The sequence below is a fragment of the Ventrimonas faecis genome (assembly GCF_040096075.1).
GTDB classification, from domain to species: domain Bacteria; phylum Bacillota; class Clostridia; order Lachnospirales; family Lachnospiraceae; genus Brotaphodocola; species Brotaphodocola faecis.
Genome location: NZ_JBBMFJ010000009.1, coordinates 82,996 through 96,126, shown reverse-complemented (window position 1 = coordinate 96,126; position 13,131 = coordinate 82,996). Strand labels below are relative to the sequence as shown.

10 protein-coding genes are annotated in these 13,131 nt (G+C 52.3%); 8 read left to right on the top strand and 2 right to left on the bottom strand.

The window, feature by feature from the left end; genetic code table 11:
* The first annotated feature begins 108 nt into the window (after nucleotides 1-108).
* From WMO41_RS06350 to WMO41_RS06340, 3 genes are all read left to right on the top strand, one after another.
* Nucleotides 109-984 carry a DMT family transporter gene (locus tag WMO41_RS06350; protein WP_349229016.1) on the top strand — a complete coding sequence of 292 codons (876 nt, stop codon included), beginning with the start codon at nucleotides 109-111 and terminating at the stop codon, nucleotides 982-984.
* A gap of 201 nt (nucleotides 985-1,185) precedes the next feature.
* Nucleotides 1,186-1,716, top strand: coding sequence for a shikimate kinase (locus WMO41_RS06345; RefSeq protein ID WP_349229015.1), 531 nt, complete (start codon nucleotides 1,186-1,188; stop codon nucleotides 1,714-1,716).
* An 84-nt stretch (nucleotides 1,717-1,800) separates the two neighbouring features.
* Nucleotides 1,801-3,198: an EAL domain-containing protein gene (locus tag WMO41_RS06340; protein ID WP_349229014.1), complete on the top strand. Its 1,398-nt coding sequence runs from the start codon at nucleotides 1,801-1,803 to the stop codon at nucleotides 3,196-3,198.
* A 93-nt stretch (nucleotides 3,199-3,291) separates the two neighbouring features.
* On the opposite strand, the gene WMO41_RS06335 is transcribed toward WMO41_RS06340, so the two are convergent.
* Both WMO41_RS06335 and WMO41_RS06330 read right to left on the bottom strand, forming a co-directional pair.
* Nucleotides 3,292-4,863, bottom strand: coding sequence for a sensor histidine kinase (locus WMO41_RS06335; protein WP_349229013.1), 1,572 nt, complete (start codon nucleotides 4,861-4,863; stop codon nucleotides 3,292-3,294).
* On the bottom strand, nucleotides 4,853-5,539 hold the full coding sequence (locus WMO41_RS06330) for a response regulator transcription factor (RefSeq protein WP_349229012.1): 687 nt from the start codon (nucleotides 5,537-5,539) through the stop codon (nucleotides 4,853-4,855). Before WMO41_RS06330 ends, WMO41_RS06335 begins: the two co-directional genes overlap by 11 nt.
* A 405-nt stretch (nucleotides 5,540-5,944) precedes the next feature.
* Between WMO41_RS06330 and WMO41_RS06325 the strand changes: the two genes are divergently transcribed.
* The 5 genes from WMO41_RS06325 to WMO41_RS06305 all read left to right on the top strand — a co-directional run bounded on the left by WMO41_RS06325 (nucleotide 5,945) and on the right by WMO41_RS06305 (nucleotide 13,119).
* Nucleotides 5,945-6,367 (top strand): hypothetical protein, encoded by a 423-nt coding sequence (locus tag WMO41_RS06325; protein ID WP_349229011.1) that lies wholly within the window; start codon nucleotides 5,945-5,947, stop codon nucleotides 6,365-6,367.
* A gap of 121 nt (nucleotides 6,368-6,488) precedes the next feature.
* Nucleotides 6,489-7,769: an efflux RND transporter periplasmic adaptor subunit gene (locus WMO41_RS06320; RefSeq protein WP_349229010.1), complete on the top strand. Its 1,281-nt coding sequence runs from the start codon at nucleotides 6,489-6,491 to the stop codon at nucleotides 7,767-7,769.
* Nucleotides 7,770-7,783: 14 nt separating this feature from the next.
* The gene (locus tag WMO41_RS06315) at nucleotides 7,784-10,798 is read left to right on the top strand and encodes an efflux RND transporter permease subunit (RefSeq protein ID WP_349229009.1); all 3,015 of its coding nucleotides are present in this window, start codon (nucleotides 7,784-7,786) and stop codon (nucleotides 10,796-10,798) included.
* Nucleotides 10,799-10,812: 14 nt separating this feature from the next.
* On the top strand, nucleotides 10,813-11,982 hold the full coding sequence (locus tag WMO41_RS06310) for a TolC family protein (protein ID WP_349229008.1): 1,170 nt from the start codon (nucleotides 10,813-10,815) through the stop codon (nucleotides 11,980-11,982).
* A gap of 18 nt (nucleotides 11,983-12,000) precedes the next feature.
* Nucleotides 12,001-13,119 (top strand): HlyD family secretion protein, encoded by a 1,119-nt coding sequence (locus WMO41_RS06305; RefSeq protein ID WP_349229007.1) that lies wholly within the window; start codon nucleotides 12,001-12,003, stop codon nucleotides 13,117-13,119.
* Nucleotides 13,120-13,131 lie beyond the last annotated feature (12 nt).

The window sequence follows — 13,131 nt, the reverse complement described above, 5'->3', positions numbered from 1 at the left end:
CAGGCAAAAATCCCATTGCCGAAGGCAATTTTCAATGGATTTTTGCCCGTAACTGTGAGGGTACTGAACAGTTACGGACTATGACAGTACAAGAGAGGACTTGAGATTATGAAACGCAATGCAGGCTATTTATTTCTGTTGATCACATTTTTTTGCTGGGGCAGCATTTATATTGTAAGCAAATATGCCCTGGCGGTTATGGGGCCGGTGACGGTTGGGATGTGCCGGTACGCAGTATCAGTATTATGCCTTTACGGAATTCTGAAACTGAAGGGCGGAGCGAAGAAGATTCAGCCGGAACACTGGAAGTATCTGCTGATTCTGGGCGGACTTGGATATTTTGTTTCTATTATACTACAGCTTGGCGGAACGGCCTTGTTATCCGGTTCCCTGGCATCCCTGATCAACTCCTTAAACCCGGTGGTCATTTCCATTATGGCGGCACTGTTTTTAAAGGAGCAGATCACCTGGAAAAATGTAGTCAGCATCGTGGTATCCCTGATCGGTGTTTACATCATTCTGGGAAAGGGCAGTATGGAGATTAATACGATGGGCGTCCTGTGCTCCGTCGGATCTGTGATTCTGTGGTCTGCGGCATCCGTATCCATCCGCAAGATTTCCGGCTACTATGATCCGGTACAGACGGCGCTTTATGGCATGGCTATTGCGCTGGTGTTCAATATTCCGGCGGCTGTGATCGAGAATGTGTTTGTGACAGGAAGTCATCCCACTGCTGTAGCGCTTGGTGCCTGCCTGTTTGTAGCAATTTTTGGCACGGCGGTGGCACATACCTGTTGGAATAAGGCTTTGCAGCTGCTAAATGCCAGCACCTGTTCCATGTTTTATCCGCTGCAGCCGTTGGTATCTGCGGTGCTGGGCGTGCTGCTCCTGCATGAGGTCATCACCCCGTCCTTTGTGGTGGGCGCAGTGCTGATCTGCGCAGGCGTGGTTGTAACATTCCTGCCAACGAAGGCGAAAAGATGATAGGTTTAACTTTCGTCAGCCTTTACGAAATCGGAACAGGACAAAATGATTGCGCAAACATAGAACTGCTGATATAATTACAAATAGAAAATTGGTAATTGCGCGGCGGAAAGGCCGGTGGTTGCAACATCATAGTTCCGGGCCTTCGGGGAAGCAAAACGGCTTTACGAAGTGTCCGGAATTGTGCAAGTGGAGGAATTTATGGAAACAACGCAGACAAAGCAGCCCGACTGCAATATCTTCCTGATCGGCTTTATGGGAGCAGGAAAGAGTACCATTGCGGCGGAGCTGAAACGGCAGCTTCATCTGGAGCTGATCGAGATGGATCAGCTCATTGAGGAACAGCAGGGCATGCCGATCACGGAGATTTTCGCAAAGTATGGCGAGGATCATTTCCGGAAACTGGAAACAGACATGCTGGTCAGCTTTCAGAACAAAACCAATACCGTAGTTTCCTGCGGAGGCGGCATTGTGGTGCGGCCGGAAAATCAGGCGTATATGAAACAGAGCGGAAAGGTCGTGCTTCTGACGGCATCCCCGGAAACGGTTTATGAGCGGGTGAAGGACAGCAGCAACCGCCCGGTTTTAAATGGCCATATGAATGTGGAATACATTGCCGGACTGCAGGAAAAGCGCCGGGCACTCTATGAGGCGGCGGCCGATATTGTGGTAGCTACCGATGGCAAGACACCAGAGGAAATCTGCCGGGAGATTGCAGACCGGATTTTGTAAGGACAGAGCAGTCTGTCGATGGCAGAAGACCGATTTTACAGCAGAGAAAGTGGAGAAAATCAATCAGAAAAGGGGGATTTGATTATGGGCTTATTTGGAAGAAAAAAACAGAATACAGAAAAGATGACTGAGACTGTGACAAAGGCAGTCGCAGAGGTACCGGCAGAGAACAGCAATCTGGGAGATGTCAGCCTGGGCGGTGACCGCATGGTGTGCCGTCACCAGCTGGATCATGCGTTATCCGGAGATGGCCAGGGTGTGGTCATGAAGTTTTACATTGAAAACTTCAAACGAATGAATGAACTGTTCGGTTTTTCTTATTGTGAGGAACTGTTAAAAGCAATTCTGGAGTATCTGAGAGAAGAGACTGGCTGTACGGTGTACCGTTATGTGGGCGTGGAATTCATTTCCATCTTAAGAAGCCGTACCCAGGGACAGGCTGTACGTCTGGCAGAGGAGATTCTGGATCGTTTCTCCCAGAGCTGGAAGATTGATGGGACCGACTGCATGTGTTCCTGTCAGATCGGACTTTGTTCCTATCCGGGTTATGCGTCCAGTGCGGATGAAATCCTCAAATGTCTGGATCTGGCAGTCAGCAAGGCGGCGGAGACCGGCATGAACCAGTACGCGATTTACGATTCCAAACTGCATGCGGCTCATCTGCGCAAGCAGGCGATTGCGAAGTATATCAGCACAGCTCTGGAGAACCATGAGCTGGAGATCCGCTTCCGTCCTACCTACAACACGCAGGAAAACCGCTTTGTCCGCGCAGAATATTACATGCGGATGTTTGTAAAAGATATCGGTATGGTTGGCAGCGCAGAGTTCGTTCCGATCGCGGAGGATACCGGCCAGATCAGCAGTGTGGAATATTACGCCTTGGAGCGGGTAGCTCAGGAAATCGCGGAGCTGGAGAAAAAGGGCATTGAGTACGAGTCCATTGCGGTTCCGGTATCACCGGTGTTGATCATTCAGGAAAACTTTATAGATACGGTTCAGAGTATGATCGAGAAATACCAGATTCCGTCCGGCAAGCTGGCTGTTGAGATCGATGAATATGCCCTTACCACCACACCGGTCATTATTGAGATTGTGATGCAGCAGTTAAAGGATCTGGGTGTGGAGCTGATTTTAAACAATTTCGGTTCCGGTTATTCCGGAATCAGCAAGATCCTGGAGCTTCCGGTGGATACACTGAAGTTTGAGCGCATGTTCATGTGGCAGCTGGAAACCAATCCGAAATCCGAGCCCATCGTGGAGTGCCTGATCAAGGCAGCGGACAAGCTGGGCAAACGCCTCATCGCAGAAGGCGTGGAGACCCAGCGCCAGTTAGATATTCTGGCAAAGTTCGGCTGCGCATACCAGCAGGGCTACTACTATTCCCCAACCATTCCGCAGGAACTTCTGGTTAATGTACTTGGAAAAAGTATGGAAGAAACCAGAACCGTGCTGGATCAGGAGCGGGAGAAACTGAAACGGTAATAAAAAATAGTTGGTATTATAAAAGCCAGCAACACGCGCGTAAATTGGCGATGTGTTGCCGGCTTTTTATATGGGGCGCAGTACATGGTTATTTTACCGGCACACAAACCAGAAAATGTTATACCCATCCTTACAGTCCACGCCGTAAGGCATCTCATGCGCTTTTAAGATGGTGCTGACAATGGAAAGTCCGATACCGGTGCCGAGGCGGCGGCCGCTCTGATGCTGGCTGCGCTGGAAGCGCTCCCAGATGATGTTGCGGTCTTCCTCCGGAATGGGATCACCGGGGTTTGCAACCTCCACGAGACAGCAGGAACCGGCAATTTTGCTGGCAGCATCCAGCGCGCTGTCCGGAACTTCTGCTCCTGCAGCCGGATTTGGAATCAGACGGATAAAGATTTCCTGGTTTTCCGGCGTATGGTTGATGGCGTTGTTTAAGAGGTTTCGCATGACCTGGCTCATTTTCAGGGCGTCCACCTGGAATTGCAGTGGGTACATGGCCTGGTTGTTTGCTGGTGTGCCTGTGGATTTGGTATCTGGCATGTCTGAAACCGTGGTGCCCTGTGGCAGTGCATCGGGCATCTGTGCATCTGCAATCTGCAGGGTTAGCGTGATACCATGTTCCGCGGCGGCCTGACGGCATCGGGTCAGCTCCGCGTTTACGATATCCCGCAGGTCGTACCAGTCTTTCTTTAACTTGCTGTAGCCGGCGGAAAACTGGGAGTAGTCCAGGATATCGTTTACCATCTCGCTCATGCGGTTGGATTCACTGATGATGAGATTTAAGTTTTCATTCCGCATTTCCTCATCCTTCCAGGTGATGTCCCGCACCATCTCGGCATAGCCGGTGATGAGGGCCAGCGGGGAGCGCAGCTCATGGGAGACATTGGCAATGACTTCCCGGCGCAGCACATCCAGCCGCTGCAGGGCTTTTCCAAGCTTTCCGACCGAGTGGGAGAGCTGCCCCAGTTCATCCTGACGTTCCAGATCCGGTCCAATGGAAAAATCGTTCTGAGTCAGCTTATCCACGGATTCCTTAATCTGAAAAATGGGTTTTGTAAACTGCTTGGACAGGACCGCGGCCAGTACGGAGGCAATACCGGTCAGAAGAATGCTTAACACAATGAGCTGTGACCGGTTTAAATTCAGCACGGTACGGGTCATGAGGGCGTTTCGCAGGATCAGGTAAGCGCAGTCTCCGTTATAGGTGACGGGAAATCCCAGCTCATAGCCGATGATCTGGCCATGCATCCGTTCAATGTGCTTGTAAGGATGACCGTTTAAAAGTTCCTGAAAGTCCGGCTTCTGTCGGATCATTTCCGGGGAATCAAATTTCAGTTCCCACTCCTGGGGCTGAACCAGATGACCGGAGGAGTACATTTCAATTAGCGTGCCATCTTCGGAGACCAGAAGCAGTTCGCCGTTGATATGGCTGATGAAGGACAACAGCCGCTCATCGTTTCCGATATCGCGGGTCCGCAGGTCTTCCATGACCGGGGACAGGCGGTCCAGCGCCTCATTGACGGAGGCGGTGGCATAGTTTTGCTCAAAGAGAAAGATCTGTACCACCCACATAAAACAGATCCCGAACATGACAGGGATCATCATAAAGGCCCAGAGCCGGAAGACCATCCGGTTTCTCAGGGCAGAAAGTCTAGTTTTCATCCGGTTCTTCAAATTTATACCCCACTCCCCATACAGTCTGAATCAGTTTCCGGTAAGGTCCGATATGCTCCCGCAGGGACTTGATGTGCGTGTCCACCGTGCGGGCATCCCCACAGTACTGGTACCCCCACACGGTTTCCAGAAGCTTGTCACGGCTTAAGACAATGTGCTCGTTCTGCGCCAGCTTGTAAAGCAGGTCAAATTCCTTGGGCGGCAGAGTGACCTTTTTTCCGTCTAAGGTGACGATTCGGGAATCCGGGAAAATGGAAAGGCCGCCGAAGGCCAGTTCATTTGTAACGGCTGCCGGTGTGCGGGACTGGGTGCGGCGCAGCACGGCTCCGATGCGGGCCATCAGTTCTTTGGGGCTGAAGGGCTTGGCAACGTAATCATCGACGCCAAGCTGAAAGCCGTTCAATTTATCATATTCTTCATTGCGCGCGGTCAGCATGATGATCGGGACTTGGCTGAAGCGGCGGATCGCTTCGAGGGTTTCAAAGCCATCCGGGCCCGGCATCATGACATCTAAGAGAACCAGATCAAACGGGACCTGTTTCAAAGCGGTGACTGCGGCGGCTCCGTCTCCTGCCTCCGTGCAGTCATAACCTTCCAGCTCTGCATAGGTGCGCACCAGACGGCGCAGATGCGGATCATCATCGGTAATGAGGATATGCGGCATGAAAATTCCTCCTTTATGTTCCGGCACGTATCACTGTCTGGTGTGTTGACTGCATCACCATTAGATCATTGTGCTTCATCTCTCTTCTGAGATTATAACATCTTTCCCGGACTTCTGAAACTTTCCTCACAGAATTATGCGCATTTTCTCACACTTTTCTCACATTTCGTTTTTAAGATTTCTAGTATAATCCACGATAATTACCGATCCATTACACGCAGGATAAATTTTCATGTGCAAGGAAGCTGAATGAGGCGATGCCGGTAGCATCGTCGATTGAAGCTGACGCGGCAGATGGAAATTTAGACAAGTGAAAGGGGCGGATAATTATTGTGGATTATACTAGCATGTCAGAACATGTGCAGTTTGTGCAGCGCAGGAACGATAACCGGAAAGGAGAGCCTTATGAACCAGAAATCTTCGGGAAGACCGCCGGATCACGGGATATTAAAAAAAGAAATGTTTGGGTATGCGGGCATTTGCCTGATGCTGCTTTTGTTTCTGGGAATCGGCGGGATGCTGGTTCGGACTTTTCCCGTGAAGGGCGTGCTTGGCGCGTTGTGTTATCTGGTCGTGGGAGGCCTTGGAATGTCGGCCGGGATTTTCTGGTTCCGTCCGGAGGCAGAGTGGTCCGAGTTTTTCAAGACCTTTAATCTGCTGTATCATCCCGGAATCTGGATTCTGGCAGCGGCCTCTTTTCTGGAGGGAACAGGAATCGGTACGGCGTACATCACTGGAAATCTGCATCTGATTTACATTGCCGGATGGACCTTTCTGGTGGCGGGCGTGATCGTACTGGTGGTGATCCTGCGAGGCAGCCGGATGTAGCGGATGGATGTGCAGGCAGTCGGATGCGCAGATGCAGGAAGGTGGCTGAATGCCGGTCCGGCAAAGGTTACAAAGCAGCATAATATGTGTTTCAGAAAATAGAAGGGTGAAGGAGTGCATCATGGATAAGAAGAAAAAAATCATGGTAGGAGCAGGCGCGGCAGTGATCATTCTTGCAGGCGCAGCATTTTTCCTTGGAGGAAAAGGCGGAAATGGCGGACAGGGAGGTCCCGGAGGTATGGGAGGTCCTGGTGGTATGCCGCAGGAATCTGCAGTGACTGTAGTTAATGCGGCAAATCCGACCACCGGAGACGTAGAAGTTACGTCCAGCCTGACCGGTACGGTCGAGGCTGCCGATGTGATTTACGTGTACGCGAAGGCCGGTGGGGATGTGACTGCCGTGAATGTCAAGGCTGGTGATATGGTCAGTCAGGGCCAGGTGCTGATGGAGATCAATACTGAGCAGGTGGAATCCGCAAAGAACAACATGGATTCCGCCCAGGTCAACCTGTCCCAGGCCCAGAGCAACTTAAGCAGAATGCAGATCCTTTACGACAGTGGTGATCTGTCCGATCAGGAGTATGAGCAGTATCAGAACAATTTAAAATCTGCCCAGCTGCAGTACGAATCTGCCAAGCTTCAGTACGATAAGCAGGTGGAGTACAGCACCATCACCGCTCCGATCGCGGGCCGTGTGGAGAGCGTGGATGTCGATGTGTATGACCGCGTGAACCAGTCCGCGCAGCTTTGTGTCATTGCAGGCGAGGGCCAGAACAGCATCACCTTCTACGCAACCCAGCGCATGGTACAGAATTTAAAGACCGGCGATGAACTGGAAATTTCCAAAAACGGCAAGACCTACAGCGGAAATATTACCGAGATCAGCAACATGGTCGATGAGACCAGCGGCCTGTTCAAGGTAAAGGGCGATATGGAGAGCAGCGATGAGATTGCCATTGGAAGTACCGTAAAGATCAGCCTGGTAACTGAGCGCGCGGAAAATGTGATGCTGGTTCCGGTGGATGCCATCTACTACAGTGGCGGCAAGGGCTATGTATATTTATATGAAGACGGCAAGGCCAAGATGGCTTCCGTGGAGGTCGGCCTTTATGATTCCGAGAACGCGCAGATCCTTTCCGGCCTGAATGCCGATGATATGATAGTCAGCACCTGGAGCTCCAACCTGTACGAGGGTGCGGACATCCGACTGAAATCCGATGTTGAGGCAGCAAATGCGGCAGGTGATGGCCAGGATCAGAATGGCGCACCGGCGGGCGAAGGTCAGAACGCAGGTGGCCAGGCTCCGGCAGGTGATGCACAGGGCGCAGACAGCCAGGCGCCGCAGGGCGCTCCGGCAGATGGCGGCGCACAGAACGGAAACGCAGCACCGAAAGCACAGTAAGGAGGCAGACGTAAATGGGAGTTACTAGATTTGTACTGAAGCGTCCGGTCACCGTGCTGATGGCGCTGTTGTGCCTGATCGTGTTCGGTATTTCTTCGGTATTTAACGCAACACTGGAGCAGATGCCGGATATGGATCAGCCGATGATGATCATTATGGCAAACTATTCCGGCGCCAGCCCGGAAGACATGGATGAGCTGGTAACGCAGCTCATTGAAGACCAGGTCAGTACGCTGGAAGGTGTCAAGAGCATGAGCTCCACCACCAGTGAGGGCCGCTCCATGATCATGCTGGAGTATGATTACGATACCGACATGGATGAGGCCTACAGCGACTTAACCAAGAGCTTGAACAGCATCCGGGATCTGCCGGACGATGTAGAGCCAACTGTTATGGAGATGAATAACAACGCACAGGCCAGCATGATGCTTACCGTTGCGAACCCATCGCAGGAAAACCTCTATGATTATGTAGACCAGAAGATTGTGCCGGAGCTGGAAAAGCTCAGCACGGTGGCAGAGGTATCCACCATGGGTGGTTCCTCCGAGTACATAAAAATTGAACTGATGTCCGATATGATGGACCAGTACAACGTGAGCATCAGCGACATCAAGTCCGCCATGTCGGCGGCCAACCTGTCCTACCCGTCCGGAAGCGCGGAATCCGGCAATCTGGACTTATCCGTTTCTACCTTAACGCAGCATGACACGTTGGATGAGCTTCTGGAAATGCCGATCACGGTATCCGGCAACAAGATTGTTTATCTGGAAGATATCGCAGTGGTTTCCTACGCGGAGGAGCAGAAGGGCGGCGTGTCCCGTTACAATGGTGAGGAGACCATTTCCATTTCCCTGACCAAGCAGCAGAGCAGCACGGCCATGGACCTGTCCAAGCAGGTACAGAAGATCATCAAAAACCTGCAGGGGGATGATGAAAACCTGACCATCACCGTAGCAAGAGATGAGGCGGACTCCATTCTGGATTCCTTAAAGGATGTAGCAGAGACCATGGTCATGGCGGTTGTGATCTCCATGATCATCATTTTCCTGTTCTTCGGAGATTTCAAGGCATCCCTGATTGTAGGAAGTTCCATCCCGACCTCCATCCTCATGTCCCTGATTGTTATGACGCGGGCAGGATTTACGTTGAATATCATCACCATGAGCGGCCTGGTTCTCGGTGTCGGCATGATGGTCGATAACTCCATCGTTGTGCTGGAGAGCTGTTTCAGAGCCATGGATAAGCAGCAGGATAAGGGCGCCCTGGGCTATGCGAAAGCGGCTCTGGAAGGAACCAACATTGTGGTGTCTTCCATTGTCGGTTCTACGGTTACCACCTGCGTTGTATTCATTCCGCTGGTATTCTTAAACGGTATGAGCGGCCAGATGTTCGGGGCCATGGGCTACACCATCGTCTTCTGTATGTGCGCGTCCCTGCTTTCCGCGATCGCCATCGTACCGCTGTGCTACATGATGTATAAGCCGAAGGAGCGGACCTCCGCACCGGCAACCCGTCCGCTGACCTTCTTACAGAACGGCTACCGGAAAATCATGCCGACCCTGTTGAAACACAAAGCCATCGTCATGCTGGCATCCGTTGGCATCATCGTGGCTACGGTGTTCCTGGCAAGCGGCATGCAGACGGAGTTAATGACCGCCGATGATACCGGTACCGTCAGCGTTACCATCGAGACCCGCCCGGGCCTGATCACGGAGCAGGCCGATGCGATTCTGTCTGAGGCAGAGTCTATTGTGGCAGCCCATGAGGATGTGGAATCCTACATGCTGCGTTACAACAACGATGAGGGAACCATTACCGCTTACTTAAAGGACGACCGGAAGATGTCCACCGATGAGGTGGTAAGCCAGTGGGAGAACGAGATGGCGGATCTGGAAAACTGTACTGTCACGGTAGAGGCATCCACCTCCATGAGCATGATGGGCCGGAGCCGCGGCTACGAGGCCATCTTAAAGGGAACCCAGTACGATGAATTGCAGGAGGTCAGCAACGAGATCGTAAACGAGCTGATTGCCCGGGATGATGTGAAGAACGTTCATTCCAGCATTGAGAACACCGCGCCGGTTGTGGCTGTCAAGGTGGATCCGGTTTCTGCTTCCGCGGAAGGACTGACTGCAGCCCAGATCGGAACCATGGTAAAACAGATGTTAGACGGTGAGGAGGTTACCACCTTAAAGGTGGACGGTCAGGAGATCAGCGTCAAGGCCGAGTATCCGGAGGATCAGTATAAGACCGTGCCGCAGCTGGAGCGCATCATCTTAAAGAAGCCGTCCGGCGGTTATGTGGCGCTGTCCGATGTGGCAGAAATCTATTATAAGGACAGTCCGTCTTCCATCGAGAAGGAGGATAAGTCCTACCAGATCACGATTTCCGCAGATTATGTGGACAGCAGCTCCAGCGCGGCTGTGAAGACCAAAATCGATAATGAGGTTATCAGCCCGAACCTGACCGGGACCATTACCCGCGGCACCAACTCCAGAGACCGTATGATGCAGGAGGAGTTCTCCGGACTGTACAATGCGATCGCGGTAGCGGTATTCCTGATCTTTGTGGTTATGTCTGCGCAGTTCGAGTCCCCAAAGTTCTCCTTCATGGTTATGACCACCATCCCATTCAGCCTGGTGGGTTCCTTCGGACTTTTGAAACTGACCGGAGTCAGCATGTCCATGACCTCCATCCTGGGATTCTTGATCTTGGTTGGTACGGTCGTTAACAACGGTATTTTGTATGTGGATACGGTGAACCAGTACCGCATGGAGATGCCATTAAAGAAAGCTCTGATCGAGGCCGGTGCTACCCGTATGCGTCCGATCATGATGACAAGTTTAACCACCATTCTTTCCATGCTGCCGATGGCGATGGCCTTCGGAAGCAGTGGTTCCACCACCCAGGGTCTTGCGGTGGTAAACATCGGAGGACTGAGCGTTGGTGTGCTGGTAGCGCTGTTTATCCTGCCGGTTTATTACGCTCTGATGAATGGCAGGAAGGAATTGAAGGTTCTGGATATTTAAGGAGGAGATGAAAAATGATCCGGAAACGTGCAAAACGGCTGGCAGGCGCAGTGCTTGCCGCCGGCGCCATTACGGCAATGCCATTTCAGGCATTTGCCCAGAGAAGCCCGGAATTTGCCTATTCAGCAGAAAAATGGGCGACACTCCGCGATAATAAGCTGGAGTTTGATGAAATTTCAGATCTGGTTCATGAGTACAATCCGACTGTGGTCCAGAACGAGATCAGCTACAAGGATTATCTGACCAAGAACCGGGATGATGTGGCCCAGGATTATTACGATAAGGCCAATGAGATCTATTCGAATATCAGCTACCCGGACTCAGACGATGCCAACTACGGAAGTGGTGTGGCAGCGGCACTGCGTAATGAACAGCAGGCCAAAAGCCTGATGGAGCAGGGAGATGAAAACACCGATGACCAGGCTACCATGCGGATCCAGTACGATCAGGCCGAGGCGAAGCTGGCCAAGCAGGCACAGGGGCTTATGATCACCTACTGGACCCAGTACTATAACCTGGACAGTCAGAAGGCCCGCATTGAGCAGGCAAAGCTTTCGTACCAGTCTGAGCAGAACCGCCTGGCAGCAGGGATGTCTACCCAGTCCAAGGTTTTAAGCGCAAAGGAATCCGTGTCCAGCGCGGAGGCAGCGCTGGTGACTGCCGAGAGTAATCTGGCCTCCACAAAGGAGAGTCTGTGCCTGATGTTAGGCTGGGGCTACGGCGCGGATGTGGAGATCGCGGAGCTTGCAGAGCCGGACCAGAGTAAGATCGCGGCCATTGATGTGAATGCGGATATTCAGACGGCTCTGGAGAACAGTTACGCCTACCGCCTGACGAAAAAACAGCTCACCAACGCCAGAACAGACAGCGTAAAGGAGAAGCTGACCGAGACGGAAAAGAATCAGAGGGAGACCATTTCCAACAGTGTGAAATCCGCTTATGATTCCCTGCTTCTGGCCCAGTCAAATTATGAGCAGGCCCAGTCCGCGCTGGCGCTGCAGGAGGTTTCCATGAAGTCTGCCGATGCAAAGCTGGCAGCGGGAAACATTACAAAGAACACCTATGAGAGCCAGAAGGCTTCTTATACCACGACCCAGGTGACGGCTCAGACCCAGAAGCTGTCCCTGTTACAGGCCATGAATGATTATGACTGGGCCGTGAACGGACTGGCATCCGCAGAGTAAGGAAAGGAGTGCGTTGCGATGAAGAAACAGATGGGGCTTGCACTGGCTCTTTTTCTGGCAGTTGGTACGCAGATGCTGCCGTCCGCTGCGTTTCCGGTGATGGCGGAAACAACGGAGGCGGCCGCATCCGTAACCTCTGTGGAGTATGACAATCTGGAACAGCTGGTGCAGAATAACCGTAACCTGAAAAATGCCCTGGATAATTACACCAGCAATAAGGAAACCTACGAGAACATGCTGAAAACGCTGGAAGATGAGCGGGACTACATGAAACTCATGCAGGAAAAATATGACGATGACGCAGAGGCAAAGGCGACTTACAAAATGAACGCATCCATGCTGAACATGTCCATTTCCCAGATTACGAAACAGCTGGAAGCCCAGGAATCCAAAACCCAGACCACCAGCCGCCAGAAGACGATCGACGGCTATGTGCTGACAGCCCAGAGCCTCATGCGCACTTATGATCAGATGACAACCAAGGCTCAGGCCGAGGAGAAAAACTACCAGGCGGCCCAGAGCAGCTATCAGGCGACCCTGAAAAAGCAGAGCGCGGGCATGGCCACGGCAGCCGATGTGATGGCGGCAGCCGACACCATGAACAGCGCAAAGAACCGGTATGAATCTTACCGGCAGCAGGCATCGAATGCCCGCTTCAATCTGCTTTCTGCATTGGGACTGGATACCAGCGCGGACATCAGCATTGGAAGCGTACCGCTTCCGGATCTTGCCGCCATTGATGCAGTCGATTTCAATGCGGATGTGGAACAGGCAGTCGGCAACAGTGCCAGTGTGCAGAATGCCCGTCATCAGAGCGCGGGAACCGCAACAGAAATATCTGTGAAATCTGACCAGGAAACCCAGGCAGAAGGAAATGTCCGTTCCCAGATGCAGAGCCTCTACGAGCAGTTAAAGGCCACAAAGCTCCAGTATGAGGGAGCCGAGGACGCTTATCAGAGCGCGGCTATTACCTATTCTTCCCTGCAGAAAAAGCAGCAGGCCGGAATGCTGAGCCAGAGCGATTACCTGCAGGGCGTGGCGGATTACTACAGCGCGCTGGAAGCAAGGGAGACCGCGGTAGTGAATTTGAACCAGGCGTGGGAGACGTACAACTGGACTGTAAAAGGAGTGTCGTAAGTGAAAACCTCA